Below are 15,126 nucleotides of genomic sequence, written 5' to 3'. Positions count from 1 at the left end.
ACATGGAATTACAGGTCGACTTAGAACGAATCAAAGCCAACATCCTTGCGCTGGCGGAGATCGGACGAAATTCCGATGATCGCGGGATCTACCGAATGGCATTTACCGATGCCGACATGCAGGGAAAGCGTTGGTTGACCGAGCAAATCGAAGCGGCCGGCCTGGAATCAAATCGCGACGGTGCGTTAAACGTTTCCGGAATCTTGCATGGTACAACCGATCTGCCTCGCGTTTTGGTCGGTTCACACATCGACACCGTTCCCTGCGCCGGTGCATTGGACGGAACATTGGGCGTGGTGGTCGCCTTGGAATGCTTACGCTGTATGAAAGCCAGCGGCGTCCAGCCACTGCGGACGGTGGAACTGATCGCATTCAGCGATGAAGAAGGACGCTTTGGCGGAATGTTCGGTTCCCAGTCACTGTGCGGTCAGATCAATCCGCAGATGTTGGCAACGATGAGTGATCTGAGCGGCGTGACACTGCACGATGAATTGCTACGACACGGTTGTGAACCGATGGCTGCTCTGGATGCGGCTCGCGATCCCGACTCCATTGCCAGCTATCTAGAGCTACACATTGAACAAGGCCCCGTTTTGGAACGGACCAAAAAGACGGTCGGCATTGTTGATGAGATCACCGGTTTGTTCACGTGGGCGATCACGTTGCGCGGCGAAGCAAACCATGCCGGTACGACCCCGATGGACATGCGCTACGATGCCTTCATGGGATTGGCCGATTTTGCTCACGAGTTGCCGCGCATCCTGGAAGAAAATGGCAGCGACCGCAGTCGAGCGACCATCGGCAAGGCGCAGATCACTCCCGGTGCGACCAACACCGTTCCTGGTTTGGTGGAATTTTCGCTCGATGTTCGAGACACCAGTGACACAATTTTAGATGAATTGGGCGTGGCGATGCGCAAGGCATTGTCGGCAATCGCCCGACGCCGCAATTTAATGTTCGAGTTCGAACAAAAGAGTCATCTGACACCGGTGGCATGCCATCAGGAGATCGTCGATCGATTGCTACGCCAAGCGGGTCGCCTGGGACTGGATCACCTACGCATGCCCAGCGGTGCAGCGCATGACGCCCAGATCATGGGCGGCATGGTTCCGGTTGGAATGATTTTTGTCCCCAGTAAGAATGGGCAAAGCCACTCCCCCGCCGAATGGACCGCATGGTCGGACATCGGTGCCGGTGCTAACCTAATGTTACAGACATTGATTGAGATGGCATCTGAATAACGCCAACCGCCAACACACCACTTAGCAGCAGCGCATGACACCTTCCGAGCATGTTGATCCGTTAAAGGAAGTCTATCACGAATCGTTCGTCGAAAATCCGGCACATCGCGAGTTCCTACTCGAAGGCCACGCGGCCCTATTGTGCATCGACTTGCAGTACTTGGACGCATCACGCGGCCATGGCGTCTTCAAAGACGCAGAGAACAGCGGCGTTCCATTGGAGGCCCAGGAATACTATTTCGATCGCTTGGAGCGATTGGTGTTGCCCAACGTTCGTGCATTGCAAGACATCTTTCGGACCCATCAAATCGAAGTCATTCACACACGCATTCAAGCGTTGACCCGAGACGGACGCGACCGCAGCAAAGGTCACCGGCGACTGGGATTGTTGGCTGCACCGGGTTCCCGCGAAGCCGATTTCCTGGAAATCATTGCGCCGGACAAAGGGCGCGACGAAATCGTGATCAACAAAACCGCGAGCGGCGTATTTTCATCGACCAACATTCACTACGTTCTGAAGAACATGGGGATTGAGTCGTTGTTTGTGGTCGGTGTCTACACGAATGAATGCGTCGAAACCACCGTCCGCGACGCCTGTGACCTGGGATACCTGGTGACCGTCATCGAGGATTGCTGCGCAACGGTGACGCCCGAATTACACGAAGCGTCATTGTCCACGCTGCGAGATCGTTACGCACGCATTCTGAAGTTCGAAGATGTTGCGCGCTTGGTTGCTCCGCTGATCAATGTGGCATCGCACGAAAGTTCTTGATCAGGCACGGTGACCCACAAATACCAATTCGACCGCTGCGCGCCTGGTCAAATACGCCTCCGGTTTCGAACGCGGGCGTGTCATCATCGTCGATAAACACCTTCAATCGGTTCTGATTCAGTTCCAATCGCACATGAATCCAGTTCTGTAGATCGCCTTCATCGCCATCTTGATTGCGTGTTGCATAGACATTCAAAACGATGGAGATTTCTTTGTTCATTGTCACCACCGCCTGACGCAGCCGGTGGGATCCGTTTTCATCGAAACGTCTCAATCGGTTGATGATCAATCGATCAAACTGTTTCCCGTCGGCACTGCCAAAAAAGCCAATTGACGCGACAGAACGTCCCACGGATGCCAGGTCCATTTCGACGCTTCCAGATCGAAAATCCAACTCGTCGACGTATGCAAACGAGGTCATCGAGGCTGACGTCATCCGCAGGGCGTCATCACCTAAATAACTTGTTTTCTCCAAAGCAGCCACATCACGTCCGACCCATGAGTGGCCTTGGAAATCGATCTGTTTCAATTCCTCGCCGGCAAAGGGTTCGGTGGCCTGAGCGAGCCGAAAGCTGCAGAGCACAACGAACAATAGATTGGCAGCAACAGACAATTTCATACGTTCCACTCCTTTATCGGTCGCTACTATGCCCCATCGACACTGCATCTGATTGACACTGCGCCTCAATCGACACTGCGTCCCAATCGACACTGCGCCTCAATCGAGATTCGACGCGTCGAGACTGCACTCAGGGAAAGGGTGCATTATGTTTTCGTGGGTTGCATCCAAACTTTGGTGCTTGGATGCTCCCGTTTCCACGCGCCCCAACGCGTGCGCGTGAACGGCAGATCGTCTAACGGCAGGGTTTCAGAAGATTGGCCATAGTGTGTCCCGCGAAGCTCAAAAACCAGTTGATCATCGACATCCAGCCCGCCTACGTTCAAAGGGATTGCGTCATCGGAGTCCTCGGTCACGACTCGCACACAATCGACCAAATTGCAATACGTCACTGAGACGGGCTGACCGCCCATCACCAGATTTAAAATGTGTGTCTTGGGACTGGTCATGTCTTTCAAAACAAAGGCACAATCCAATTCCCCGCTGCTAATCCCGATGACAGCAGTGGCATCGTCCAAATCAGCTTTGTTTGCATCAATCAGTTGCGGATTCTGGACGCCAGAAAATTCCGCGACCATTTGCAATGCTTTGTGATTTGCATTGGCAACCTTCAACTGCTTGATCCGCGCAATGTCCGCTCTCTCGGCAGCGATCTCTGCCGCTGTCGACGGTTTGACACGCAATTGCACGGATTGCGGTGTCCAATCAATCCAACCGGCATTCCAAACGGAAAACGATCCACAAGCCACAATCGCGGCACCACCGGCAATCACAATCGACCGCAAAAATTGACTGCTAGCTCGGTCAGAATCCATAGATAAAAGTTTTTTGGGAATCATCTCGTTACTTGAACATGCCTGCACTGTGTTCTTAACCCCACCGCAGCGCCGTTGGTGACGTAAAAAAGTGCGCTGACTACAAATTGGTACAGGCTTGGTGAATTGGGGGGGAGGAGCGAGAATTTCCGAACGCTCTACGGAAAAACAGGAAATTTCATGCCCCGTTCGCTCGTATTAAAATTTCGAATCTGCGAGCCATTCTCCCAGCAGCAGAGTGAAAAGTTGAAAGTTGCGTTTTCATGGCAATCCGACGCGTGAGATTTGAAGCCAGCGCCTTTGCGTGGGGCACTGGTTTTTGGTAACCCGAAGCGTCAGCGAGGGCCCCCGTTAACACCCAAAATCCCTCACTCACGCGTCGGGTTATGATGAAAAACGCTGGCTTCAAAACGCGCTGGTCATGAATCCCTCAATCACCCAAATCCGATTTCAGTTGATCCATGGTTTCGCGTTGACGTTGCACGACAAATCGACGCGCCTGTTCCGCTTTGGCTTTGGCACCTTGCGGATCGGTCGCCATGGCTAAAACCGTTGGCGCAATTCGCTGGACACTCGATTCGTCGTCTAAATCGAACAGCCACTCACCGAGACCGATATCGTCCCACATGAAACCTTTAGTGGTCTGTTCTGCGAACCGACAAACAATGGCCGGTATCCCATGACCGATACACATGATCGGCGAGTGCATTTCGTTCCCGAACAAACCTGCACTACGGACGAACGTGCTGACCGCTTCACCAGTCAACCAGTAATTCGGCTTCCAAACGACCCGTTCTAATAGGTTGCTCGGCAGTTTGTCGTAGATCATCTCTTTACCGACTTTCATTTGCGTTCGATCTTCGGGACAAACCAGTACCTTTAAATCGGTGTGTTTCACCACATCAATGATCGCCTGACGCAGCGGCGCATGATCGTGTTCCTTCATCTGTTCATTGCGACGATTCTTTTCGGGATCAAACGCCGCATTCTCTTTGATCGTCCAATAAGGCGTGTAACGCAGTCGCGGGATACAGCACAAGAATTTGCCGGTTTCGAGTTGGTGCTGCTTTAAAAAGGCGTCCGCTTTGGCGTCATCCCGCAGGTCACAGGCGAACGCTGCGTCCGGTCCGAATTCCATCACGGGACTGTCGACGCCCAGCTTTTTCGCCAGCTCAAGTGACTTTGAATCACGGAAGAATACAAATTTGGCGCCACTCAACACCTGCACCGTCTTCGCCATCACATCCTCCGGCGTGGCCGTGGTGGATGACGATCTTTTTTCCGGCAGAGTGATTCCATAGATCCCATAGGGTTTCCCGGTCTGCTCACGCCACTGGACGACCTGTCGCTCGGCAACCAACGAAGCGCCAGAACCGTGCAACAGAAAATCGCAGGTCTCAAATGCCTCGTCCAACAGCTTGGATCCTTTCTTGGCAATCTTCAGTTTCGGAAATCGGGACAACAACAGCGAGTCGACTCCGTTGTCCAGATTGCTGGGATACAGGTAGATTTCGACGTCGGGCAGATAGGTTTCCAAAATCCGTAAGATCCCGGGCGTGTGTGCGATGTCACCGATGTTGACAGTTTGCCACGATGAACGCAGCAAAATTCGACGCGTGTTCTGCGGCAGGTTGGCCAGCAGCTGGGAAGCCGACAGGGCGGCGATTCCTGTTTGGGCAAGACATTGACGTCGGTTCAGTGGCATGGTTCAGTTCTGTGGTTTGCGCTATGAAATCGAAAATCGGACCAGCACTGTAGCTGACCTTTGGGGACGTCGATCTAGTGGTTGACAGATTTCACCCTCCTTGCAAAGGAGGGTCGGGCTCTCAGGGCGTCAGCGAGGGATTTAGGGTCTTAGCGGGATCCCTCGCTCACGCTTCGGGTTACCAAAAACCAATGCCTCGCACAAAAACGCAACTTCAAAGCCAGGGTTTGATCTGTGTTCAATGCTCCAGTCGAACGTCGTCAATCAAGACCACGGCATCGGCGTCGGCTTGGCTGACAAATCCGATCCAGTCCAATGATTCCCAATCGGGATTCTCGATCGGCAATTCGTTGAACGACACGATGTCTTGCCCAACCAATTTGACTGCGACATCATATTTTCCAGCCTTTGCACCGAGACCGGCAGTGATTTGAACATTGAACCATTGATCAACCGGCACCTGCATCAGGAATTTCCCTGGCGTTCTTAGCTGTCCCTGTTCAAACCACAAACTGGGTCCGATGCGATAGGGATTGTTTGCATCTCTCCATTCATGTTGGAAAACCGCGTCAGGTCCAAGTCGTATTGCAAAGCTGCAACTTGTGATGCCCTCCTGATGGACCGGCGCAAGTGTCAGCATCGGATAGTACCGCTGTGCTTGGCCGGGCGTGTCGGTGAACTTCAACACCTTTGTGCCGCTGGGAGAATTTAGATTCTCGACCACTTCGATACCACCACGTTCTGGATCAACCGCAACCGAGCTGCCGACGGGAAACTGCCCCGTCTCGAAATCCTCGGCAAATGCTAGTGGTGGTGGTTCCGGCGCGGTTTCCATTATCGGCATCGGCAATGAACGGGCTTTGTCAATCCAATCGATGTTCCCGTACACACCGGCCGCAGTTGTGTCGAATGCTTGGAACCCAATTTGTTTGGCTGCGCTCAAATTTTGAAATCGAAAATCATCCTGTTCGGGATCAACGAATAGCGGATCGGCGATGATCGACTGGTTACTTGTGTCCCCCTGTTGAAGGTCAACGTTCCCGTCCGGACGCCAATACAAATTGCGGCGAACGATCACTCCATCGTCACCCCAGTGCCCATTGAATAGCTGCGTTGAATTCCAATAGACGATGTTTTGTTGGTAGGTAAACGACAGGTGTGGCTCAATCCGACTGCGACGGACCTGGTACTCGCGTCCGAGGGCAAACAGGTTGTTTTGAATCAGGTTGTTTCGCCCGTAATGCTGGTGATATCCGCCCGACTTGGTGCGGTACACCAAGTTATTCTCCATCACGATGTCCGAACTTCCTTCGTCGTTGTACAGCCCCCAGCCGCCGTAGCCCCAAGATTCAATGTCATGAATTCGATTGCCATTGACGACCGTTCCCGGGGACGGACCGAGCGTGTAAATCCCACCCATATCACTCAACTGCCCTTGGCCGATGTGATGAATGTGGTTGTATTCGATGCGATTGGAAACCGCCAAACTGGGACCATATCCCCAACGCCAGCCAACAGAAATCCCGGTGTAGAACAGATCGGCGATTTCGTTGTGGGTGACTTGGTTGTGTCCGCTGTGACCGATCCAAATACCAACGGCACATGGAAAAACACGACCACCACGGGTGACGATGTTATTGTCGACAACGATCCGGTGCGTGCGGCGAAAATCTTCCGCTGCGATTCTTGTTTCGCCGATTCGAACTCCGCCCGCTCCCAAATCATGGATTAAACAGCGCTCCACACGACCGTCGCGACAGCCTTCACGAAACCAGATCCCGTAGCCATCGACGTGACCGATTTCACAATCTGAAAAAATGACTTCATGTCCGCCGTCAATTTGTACAGCCGCTTCAATCGGCGACGCCGCTTGAGAGGGCTCAAATCCCTGAGGCGGTGTAATGATTCCGGCATGCTCGAATCGCAATCCCTGAAACTGCAAGTTCTGCACAGGCTTGTTGCCATCGAAGTCACCTTGGATCAACAACAGCTTCTCGCTGCGAGGCGCAACGAACTGGACTTGATTGATGACCTGCCCTGGACGTGGCAGATAGCTCAATCGACCTGTCGGATCCAGATACCATTCGCCCGGTTCATCGATCGCCGCGCGAAAGTTCTCTATCCGGTAGCCGCTGTTTAACGTCAACGGATTCCAAGTCTTCATGCCTTGGCCGGTGGTGATCAATTGCCCGGATTCAACATCCGCCTGATCGAGAAATCGACGCGTCGTGTCCCAATTATGAAACGCCAGTAGCTGAACTTGTTTCAGCTGGCTTTCATCCAGTTCGCCTAGCTGCGCGATGTCTTCGGGACGGACGGAAATGGTTTGCCGTGCGCGTGTGGCGTTGTCGATCAAGACCTCTTTTACACGCAACATATAGTGAAAAAATCGATCTGGCTCTCGGGCGCGGATGCCGCGTCGCCCATCGATCCATAGCGAGTCAAATTTCCAGCTGGGATCGACTTGAGTGCCCCAGATGCCCACGTCATCCACTGTCCAGGACCCGGTGATCAATTGGCCTGCGCTGACGACCGGCGCCGCCCCTTCGGCCGCTTGATAGATCACCTGTCCGTCCTGCGGTCCAAATTCAATTGGGTGATCAATCGGGTATCGGCCCGATGCAATCAGAACACGAAACCGGGTTTCGGGCGAATCGGATCTCAGACGCCGAATTTCATCACGAGCATCACTGATCGATCGCAAAGGCCCCTGTGGTGAAACATGCAAAACGGTTTCCGCTGACTCCGCGGCCACCACCGATTCCAGCCCACAGATCATGGTCAGCCAAATCAGGGATTTCAGCATCACTGGAATGCCGTTGGTTTGGAGTCGATTTTGGCGAGATGCTGGGATCAGCGAAAGCTGGGCAAACGACATTGCAGCGGCGGGAAGAATTTGAGGCGGGATCGGAAAGCGGAGGGATCGGCAATCATAATCAAGTCGGCGCCAGTGTTGTTAGCCGATGCAAAACGTCTTACTGGGTGGATCGCTTAGAAAGATTTGCGATCAGGTTGGCAGCGGATTGACCACACTCGACACACTCTCCCAGCCAACTTTGAACTTTGGAATACCAATTGCAGCGATCAATTTTGAATGCGCTTCCGAACGCCTTGAATCACTCGAACCCTCTCTTGCGGAACCAAAACGATGTTTATGAAAGAAATCTCGACCGGCGACTTGATCCGAGTCGACGACATTGAACAACTCTGTAGTCCAATGACGGAGACTGTCAGCGGACGACGGCAAGCGGGTGAGGAAGAACAGGAGAGCGAACCGTATTGCAAATCAGATCTGTCGTTTCCGTCTGGTGAAGCGTTGCCGCGGGCGTGGAAAGACAAGGCCTATCAATTGACCGTCACGAAAACAGGATGAAATGCAGCGGTACCGGCGAAGGATCGCCAGCAAGGCGGCGGAACATGGAACTGGATCGACATCCTTAGGAAAGGTCGATTGTCGCGGACTTAGTTTTGAAACGCCGCTAGAATCCTAACGGGAGAGTCCCCATGTTGAATTCACTCGACGCCGCTGTGGTGGTCGTACTCGCATCTTTGGCAATTGGATTGACTGGATGTGATTCTCCAAACGGCCAGCAGCCAGATCGACCGACTGCTGATTTACCCGCGACAACGGTCGTTTCAACCGCTAGCGACGAATCATCCGACGAATCATCCCCTGGGCCGAAGCACGCGATTTTGGCTGGTGGGTGTTTTTGGTGCGTCGAAGCGGATTTTGACAAATTGCCTGGCGTCACCAACGTTGTTTCTGGTTACAGCGGCGGGTCAACTGAAGATCCGAACTACGACAATTACGCCGACGGCGGGCACGTCGAAGTTGTCAAAGTGACCTATGACCCGACGCGAGTCACGTACGCGGGTTTGGTCGAATGGTTGATCAAGCACAGTGACCCAACCGATGGCAACGGTTCGTTCAAAGATCGCGGACCACAATACGCGCCTGTTGTTTATTATGAAAATGATCAACAGAAGCGTGACGCCCAGCGTGTGATCACGGCGGTTGACGAGGAACAGGTGTTTGCGGACCCGTTGTCATTGAAAGTTCTCCCGGTGGAAAAATTCTGGCCGGCTGAGGAATACCATCAGAATTATCACACCAAGAGTCTGGTGAAGTATGACTACTACCGCTATCAATCGGGACGCGACGCGTTCATCAAAAAACACTGGGGCAAGAGGGCCGGAACGCTGGAATTGCCGGGGTCGGTTCCGGAATCAACACCTGCCGAAAAACCCACTGCTTCCAGAGCCGCGCGCGCGATCGAAAGCTCGCACCCCTGGCAGCATTTCTCCAAGCCCTCGACACCGGAATTGAAACGCAAGTTGAGCGAGATCCAATATCAAGTGACACAGCAAGACGGTACCGAGCCCGCGTTCAAGAACCGTTATTGGGACAACACATCCGCAGGGATCTACGTGGATATTCTGTCAGGCGAGCCACTGTTTTTATCGGCCGACAAATACAAATCAGGCACGGGCTGGCCCTCGTTTGTGAAACCGATCGACAACCAGTTTCTTGAACTGCGACTGGATCGAGGACTGTTTTCGACACGGACCGAAGTTCGATCAAAATTCGCTGACTCACACCTAGGCCATGTCTTTGAGGATGGCCCGCCGGCACGAGGTGGAAAACGCTATTGCATGAATTCCGCGGCGCTCGAATTCATCCCCCGGGCCGAGATGGAAGGTCGAGGCTATGCCGATTTCCTGCCGTCGATCGATTGAACAACGGTATACGCAATCCATCTTGCCACAGGGTGGGGAGACTCTACAATTTCCTTTGGCACTCTTGTCTACCAGCCACCGCAACATCTGATGTTGGAATCTCACTTCAATGCCAACTCGAAATCGACGTTCCGAGCCGCATTGGATGATGTCTTTTTTTATGCTGGTGTTGTTCGCGCTGCCTAGCTTGGGCATCACGACAACCCTCTCCCGCATCTCGCCGGGCAGTGAAAACCAGTCCCAAGCGGAAGAGCTCGAAGAACGGGTCCCCTGCTCGTCACAACGCCGCGAACGCATACGACGCTCGCCGGAAGAGTCGCCGTATTTCGCAGCGCACTTCGCCGCGGTGAAATCCTCGATTCGTATCAGAATCTCTCCGCGCGTGATTGTCGGGCATCGTCTAGCCAACGGAAATCTTGCTCCGCTTCGGTGTTAGCGAATTTCGCTTTTCTGTGGCTCCCCGGCCAGAATCCGGACTCACAAGCTGATTGGACTTCTTCCGAAAGTGCTGCTGCGCTGACGGTTGGCGGAAGTCACGTTTTGCAGGTCTCGGCTGCTTCTTTGGTCCCTTCGTTCCCGATCCTCCACCTGCATTGTTCAGGATAAGCGCTGATGTCGAATCAAAACTCAAATCCAACACCGGTTTCATTGTTCAATCCCGCTTCTATTGTCAATGACTTAGTCGCCGGATTGGTTGTCTTTCTAGTCGCAGTGCCGCTGTGCCTGGGGATCGCACTTGCGTCTGGCGCGAATCTTTTTTCTGGACTTTTGGCTGGCATTGTGGGCGGTCTTGTCGTCGGGGTTGTCAGTGGTTCGCACACCAGTGTCAGTGGACCGGCGGCGGGATTGACGGCAATTGTGGCCGCTCAAATCGCCACGCTAGGATCGTTCGACGCGTTCTTGTTGGCCGTCTTGATTGCGGGGCTGATTCAGATCGGATTTGGCATCGCCAAGGGTGGTGCGCTGTCGGCGTTCTTTCCCTCGAGTGTGATCAAAGGGTTATTGGTCGCGATCGGGGTGATTCTGATTTTGAAACAGATTCCCCACGTGTTCGGACATGACACCGATCCGGAAGGCGAAATGTCGTTTCAGCAGCCTGACGACCTGAACACGTTTTCGGAATTGTGGACCATCATCACGGGAGATATTCATGTCGGGGCGATGGTGATCGGATTGCTGTCGGTCGCGTTCTTAGTGCTGTGGGATCGAATCCCTCGATTGAAAAAATCGCTCGTTCCGGCCCCGTTGTTGGTCGTCTTGATGGGTGTTGCTTTGGCGGTTTGGTTTGAAACCTGGGGCCAGGGATGGGCGATCGGCACCACGCACTTGGTTCAGATCCCGATCCCGGCCAGCGCATCGGAGTTCATCGGATTTTTGAAACTTCCCGATTTCACTCAGTTTACACGTCCAGCGATCTACATCGGCGCGATCACGATTGCCGTCGTGGCGTCGCTGGAAACCCTTTTGAACTTGGAAGCTGTGGACAAGATCGACTCCTCCAAACGCAATTCGCCTCCCAGTCGCGAGTTGATTGCACAGGGTTGTGGAAACGTGGTTTGTGGATTGATTGGTGGGTTGCCGGTGACATCGGTGATTGTTCGCGGCAGCGTCAACGTGAACGCCGGTGCCAAAACAAAACTGTCTGCCATTTTCCACGGCGTGTTGTTGCTCACAAGCGTGGCGATTCTGCCAAAGTACATGAATATGATCCCGCTTTCGGCATTGGCGGCAATCCTGTTGGTGACCGGGTTCAAATTGGCAAGCCCAAAACTGTTCCGACAAATGTGGAAGGAGGGCCGCTATCAGTTCATTCCTTTTATCGTGACAGTGGTCGCGATCGTCGTAACGGACCTGTTGATCGGAATCTTGATTGGTCTGGCAATCGCCGTGTTATTCATTTTGAACAGTAATCTGCGCCGCCCAATACGCAAGATCGTAGAAAGCCATGTGGAGGGCGACATCACGCATGTGGAGCTAGCCAATCAAGTCAGCTTTTTGAATCGAGCCGCAATCGAACGAACTCTAGACGAGGCCCCGTCGGGGACAAGACTGGTGATTGATGCGTCTCATTCGGATTACATTGACCCGGATGTGTTGAGTTTGATTCGAGAGTTCAAGACCAGTACGGCTCCCGCCCGAAACGTTTTAGTGAACCTGGTCGGTTTTGAATCGACCTGCGACGTGGATGACACGACTCAGTTTGCTGGCTACACGACGCGAGAACTGCAGGAGCGAATCACCGCCGGCGAAGTCGTCGAGATGCTTCAGGATGGAAATCAACGATTTGTCAGCGGCAATCGACTGAACCGCGACCTCGCACTCCAGGTCAATGCGACCGCGGCCGGCCAGAATCCCATGGCCGCAATCCTAAGTTGCATTGACTCGCGCGTTCCGGCCGAACTGGTATTCGACCTGGGAGTCGGCGATATTTTTAGTGTTCGCGTGGCCGGCAACGTGATCGGGACAAAATCCCTGGGCTCGCTAGAATATGCGGTCGGCGTTGCTGGTGTAAAATTGGTCGTGGTGCTCGGCCACACTCGCTGTGGCGCAGTGACGGCGGCGGTGAAGTGGGTGACCGGCGGGCAAAATGCGCAGGCGGCGACTGGATGTCAGCACCTGCAAGCGATCGTTGATGAAATCGCGCCGAGTATCGAGGGAACGGGAGTCCAGTCCATTGAACAGCTGCCCACAGAGGAAGCCGAATACCTGGTCGATGAAGTCGCCAAATACAATGTGCTTCACACGGCACAGCAAATCATTTCTCGCAGCGACATCATCCGCCAGGCGGTTGAATCTGGCCGTGTCGAAGTGGTCGGAGCGCTCTACGATGTCAAATCGGGGCGAATCGATTTCTTGCAGACGGAGCAGGACGCTCAACCAAACGGTACAAAAACGTTGTAGGCGTTTGACGTCTAACGTGGGTATGGTGGATTCATCCGGCCACACACCGAGCACAGTACGGCTATCAGGCCGGTCGGATCAATCCGCCGCGCCAGCGGTGACCGGAAGTTAGCGGCGTGGTTTGGCGAACTTAATTCGTTCGATTAGTTTGACGACTTGATTGGTGTCGTCTTTGTAACCGCTTACCGCCGTGATCGCTTGGATAATGTAGGCATAGCGAACGTTGTAGTCGGTATCGATTTCGATTTCCGGGCCATCGTCACCTTCAGCCGGTTCATCACTGCCGACCAAGGAAATGATGTTGGCCCGCAGTTTGGTGAAATCGGTGCCCAGATTGATTTCGTTCAGCGACATCGACGTCAGGTTACCGTCGTTGTCGGATCGCAACCGCAATTTCAATGGCAGATCGGTGACATCGGACGTCTGACCGCCGTTGCCAGCCAGCGGCATGCGGATGCTGAAGTCGCCTTCCATCTCTACGATTTTGAAGGTCATGACAAAGAACACCAGCAATAGAAACACGATGTCGATCATGCTGGTCATGTTCAATTCGTGCTTTTCTTGCTCCACTTCGCGTCGAATTTTCACGACAGATCCTCCTTCGCCCGCAAGGCAAACCGCTCCAGTTCATTCTCTTGAGCGACTCGAATGATCTCCTGGATCTGACCCGCCGCGACGTTCTGATGCCCACGGATGATGATGTTCGCATCCGCCGGCTTTTTCTTTTCGGCACGCAACACCGCCAGCTCGCGACGCAAACCAGTCGTCAATGTTTCGGTCGTGTAGGTATCGCCACCCAAAATGATTTCACCGTCTTGGGCGACATGCAGGATGATCGGGAATTCCAGCGGCGCAGTGGGCGGTTTGACCAATTGGCTGCTGGGCAAAACCACTCGGTCGTTGGCTTCGGTCTGCGAGAAGTTGATCAGCACCATAAAAAATGCGATCAACTGGAATGTCATATCGATCATCGGAGTCAGGTCGCCTTCGGCGAGATCCGGCTTCTTCGATTTGACTCTCACTGGGGGCCACCTCCGGGCTGAATGTCTTCAAACCGGCTCATCAAATTCTCGCTCTGCACGCCCACTTCCAACAGCAGGCGGGCGACTCGGTTGCGCAAAATGTTGTAGGCAGCGATGGCGGGAATAGCGACGGCCAGTCCGACCAAGGTCGTGAACAACGCGGTCGAAATCCCTTCGGCCAACTCGGATGGCTTGGGTGTGTTGGGACTGGTCGCGATCACTCGGAACGATGCGATCATCCCTTGAACGGTTCCAAACAAACCAATCATCGGACTCAGGTTACCGATCAACGCCATGTAACTAAGACGATGCTCTAGTTTCATGCTCTCCTCTTCGCCGACTTCCTGCATGCCCTCGAGCGCTTTGTTGTAGCCTCGTGAGATTTTTGCCAGGCCAGCGGAGAGGACTTGGCCGAGCACCGATTCGTCGGTCCGGGCCATGTCATAGGCTTCCTGGAATTGTTTGGCATTGAGTTTTTCTTCAAAACCCTCCACCAATTCTTGTGGGCAGAGGGTATCGCGGCGGGCGGCCAACATGTTCATGACAAACAGTGACACCAAAGTCACTGAAAGCACCAGAAAGATAATCGTGTATCCGTAGCCGAGCGATTTAAGGACCCAGCTAAGCAGCGAATCCGAGTCCGGTGGGCTTTCAGCACCACCACCACCCGCGGCAGGTGCGCCGCCGGCTGGGGCGGCCGGTGCTTCGGCTCCCGCATCGGCGGGGGGATCGGCCGGGGCGTCGAACGGATCGTCGACATCGCCAAATTCTCCGGCGGCATCATTCTGTGCCACGACCGACCCAACAGGGCCAGCCAGACAGAAGAGTGCGGCGGCCACCAAGAGCACGGCTTGGAGAATGAATTGGAAACGGATGGGGAGCCCGAATAGTTGCTGTGGGCCATTCGCGTTGGTCATCAACGACATTCTCCACGAGAAGATCAAGGTTTACGAAGTCTCAGGACGTCTAAGTGAGAGAGCCATCGACGAGACGGAAAAGCGAGCCCGTATCGCGACTCTGTTTGATTAGAACAGAATAGTCTATCAGACGTGCTCAGTAAGCTGAAAGCAACTGCTCGGAAAGACCGGGAAACCGGTCCGATCGATTGCCCTAACCATCAGATCAGGCAAAACAGATACGAGAGGCACTTTGGGAAATACAAGCTCGACGCGCGCGTTTCGCAGTTGCGTTTGATCGCAACCGCGACGCGTCCGTTATGAAGCCAGCGCTTTTGCGATTCACTCGCCCACCCCGAGGTTGTGCAGCTTTGCTCACGGCTCAACAGGGTGAGGCTGAACAATCGCCTCACGTTTT

Annotated in this window: 13 protein-coding genes; 6 read left to right on the top strand and 7 right to left on the bottom strand. The window is 53.8% G+C overall.

Annotated features, from left to right (window positions below):
• Nucleotides 1-2 precede the first annotated feature (2 nt).
• Together NHH03_RS07560 and NHH03_RS07555 are read left to right on the top strand one after the other, a co-directional pair.
• A complete protein-coding gene (locus tag NHH03_RS07560) occupies nt 3-1,241 on the top strand; it encodes a Zn-dependent hydrolase (protein WP_253155158.1) in 1,239 nt (412 codons plus the stop codon).
• A gap of 34 nt (nt 1,242-1,275) precedes the next feature.
• The gene (locus NHH03_RS07555; protein WP_253155157.1) at nt 1,276-2,013 is read left to right on the top strand and encodes a cysteine hydrolase family protein; all 738 of its coding nucleotides are present in this window, start codon (nt 1,276-1,278) and stop codon (nt 2,011-2,013) included.
• On the opposite strand, the gene NHH03_RS07550 is transcribed toward NHH03_RS07555, so the two are convergent.
• The 4 genes from NHH03_RS07550 to NHH03_RS07535 form a co-directional block, all read right to left on the bottom strand.
• The gene (locus tag NHH03_RS07550; RefSeq protein WP_253155156.1) at nt 1,985-2,632 is read right to left on the bottom strand and encodes a hypothetical protein; all 648 of its coding nucleotides are present in this window, start codon (nt 2,630-2,632) and stop codon (nt 1,985-1,987) included. The two genes, NHH03_RS07555 and NHH03_RS07550, sit on opposite strands and share 29 nt — an antisense overlap.
• A 146-nt stretch (nt 2,633-2,778) precedes the next feature.
• On the bottom strand, nt 2,779-3,447 hold the full coding sequence (locus NHH03_RS07545; protein ID WP_253155155.1) for a DUF3179 domain-containing (seleno)protein: 669 nt from the start codon (nt 3,445-3,447) through the stop codon (nt 2,779-2,781).
• Nucleotides 3,448-3,877: 430 nt separating this feature from the next.
• The gene (locus NHH03_RS07540) at nt 3,878-5,152 is read right to left on the bottom strand and encodes a polysaccharide pyruvyl transferase family protein (RefSeq protein WP_253155154.1); all 1,275 of its coding nucleotides are present in this window, start codon (nt 5,150-5,152) and stop codon (nt 3,878-3,880) included.
• A gap of 238 nt (nt 5,153-5,390) precedes the next feature.
• Nucleotides 5,391-7,958 carry a right-handed parallel beta-helix repeat-containing protein gene (locus NHH03_RS07535; protein WP_253155153.1) on the bottom strand — a complete coding sequence of 856 codons (2,568 nt, stop codon included), beginning with the start codon at nt 7,956-7,958 and terminating at the stop codon, nt 5,391-5,393.
• Between the two features lie 348 nt (nt 7,959-8,306).
• On the opposite strand from NHH03_RS07535, the gene NHH03_RS07530 reads away from it, so the two are divergent.
• The 4 genes from NHH03_RS07530 (at nt 8,307) to NHH03_RS07515 (ending at nt 12,790) form a co-directional block, all read left to right on the top strand.
• On the top strand, nt 8,307-8,525 hold the full coding sequence (locus NHH03_RS07530) for an acetyltransferase (RefSeq protein WP_253155152.1): 219 nt from the start codon (nt 8,307-8,309) through the stop codon (nt 8,523-8,525).
• Nucleotides 8,526-8,656: 131 nt separating this feature from the next.
• Complete coding sequence (msrB, locus tag NHH03_RS28495) at nt 8,657-9,889, top strand: peptide-methionine (R)-S-oxide reductase MsrB (RefSeq protein ID WP_253155151.1); 1,233 nt, start codon at nt 8,657-8,659, stop codon at nt 9,887-9,889.
• A gap of 145 nt (nt 9,890-10,034) precedes the next feature.
• A complete protein-coding gene (locus NHH03_RS07520; RefSeq protein ID WP_253155150.1) occupies nt 10,035-10,325 on the top strand; it encodes a hypothetical protein in 291 nt (96 codons plus the stop codon).
• A gap of 176 nt (nt 10,326-10,501) precedes the next feature.
• Nucleotides 10,502-12,790 (top strand): SulP family inorganic anion transporter, encoded by a 2,289-nt coding sequence (locus NHH03_RS07515; protein WP_253155149.1) that lies wholly within the window; start codon nt 10,502-10,504, stop codon nt 12,788-12,790.
• 108 nt (nt 12,791-12,898) lie between these two features.
• On the opposite strand, the gene NHH03_RS07510 is transcribed toward NHH03_RS07515, so the two are convergent.
• Genes NHH03_RS07510 through NHH03_RS07500 form a run of 3 tightly spaced genes read right to left on the bottom strand, consistent with a single transcriptional unit; the run spans nt 12,899 to nt 14,738 of the window.
• The gene (locus NHH03_RS07510; protein WP_253155148.1) at nt 12,899-13,378 is read right to left on the bottom strand and encodes an ExbD/TolR family protein; all 480 of its coding nucleotides are present in this window, start codon (nt 13,376-13,378) and stop codon (nt 12,899-12,901) included.
• Complete coding sequence (locus NHH03_RS07505; RefSeq protein ID WP_253155147.1) at nt 13,375-13,812, bottom strand: ExbD/TolR family protein; 438 nt, start codon at nt 13,810-13,812, stop codon at nt 13,375-13,377. Before NHH03_RS07505 ends, NHH03_RS07510 begins: the two co-directional genes overlap by 4 nt.
• Nucleotides 13,809-14,738, bottom strand: a complete 930-nt coding sequence (locus NHH03_RS07500; protein WP_390895533.1) for a MotA/TolQ/ExbB proton channel family protein — start codon at nt 14,736-14,738, stop codon at nt 13,809-13,811. Before NHH03_RS07500 ends, NHH03_RS07505 begins: the two co-directional genes overlap by 4 nt.
• Between the last annotated feature and the right edge of the window lie 388 nt (nt 14,739-15,126).

The sequence above is a fragment of the Stieleria tagensis genome (assembly GCF_024129865.1).
Lineage (GTDB): Bacteria > Planctomycetota > Planctomycetia > Pirellulales > Pirellulaceae > Stieleria > Stieleria tagensis.
This window is presented reverse-complemented; position numbering and strand designations above follow the sequence as displayed.

Bases quoted from the DNA above. Each gene is read 5' to 3' on its own strand.
- NHH03_RS07560 (WP_253155158.1), top strand. From the start codon at position 3: ATGGAATTACAGGTCGACTTAGAACGAATCAAAGCCAACATCCTTGCG.
- NHH03_RS07555 (WP_253155157.1), top strand. From the start codon at position 1,276: ATGACACCTTCCGAGCATGTTGATCCGTTAAAGGAAGTCTATCACGAA.
- NHH03_RS07550 (WP_253155156.1), bottom strand. From the start codon at position 2,632: ATGAAATTGTCTGTTGCTGCCAATCTATTGTTCGTTGTGCTCTGCAGC.
- NHH03_RS07545 (WP_253155155.1), bottom strand. From the start codon at position 3,447: ATGGATTCTGACCGAGCTAGCAGTCAATTTTTGCGGTCGATTGTGATT.
- NHH03_RS07540 (WP_253155154.1), bottom strand. From the start codon at position 5,152: ATGCCACTGAACCGACGTCAATGTCTTGCCCAAACAGGAATCGCCGCC.
- NHH03_RS07535 (WP_253155153.1), bottom strand. From the start codon at position 7,958: ATGCTGAAATCCCTGATTTGGCTGACCATGATCTGTGGGCTGGAATCG.
- NHH03_RS07530 (WP_253155152.1), top strand. From the start codon at position 8,307: ATGAAAGAAATCTCGACCGGCGACTTGATCCGAGTCGACGACATTGAA.
- msrB (WP_253155151.1), top strand. From the start codon at position 8,657: ATGTTGAATTCACTCGACGCCGCTGTGGTGGTCGTACTCGCATCTTTG.
- NHH03_RS07520 (WP_253155150.1), top strand. From the start codon at position 10,035: ATGATGTCTTTTTTTATGCTGGTGTTGTTCGCGCTGCCTAGCTTGGGC.
- NHH03_RS07515 (WP_253155149.1), top strand. From the start codon at position 10,502: ATGTCGAATCAAAACTCAAATCCAACACCGGTTTCATTGTTCAATCCC.
- NHH03_RS07500 (WP_390895533.1), bottom strand. From the start codon at position 14,738: ATGTCGTTGATGACCAACGCGAATGGCCCACAGCAACTATTCGGGCTC.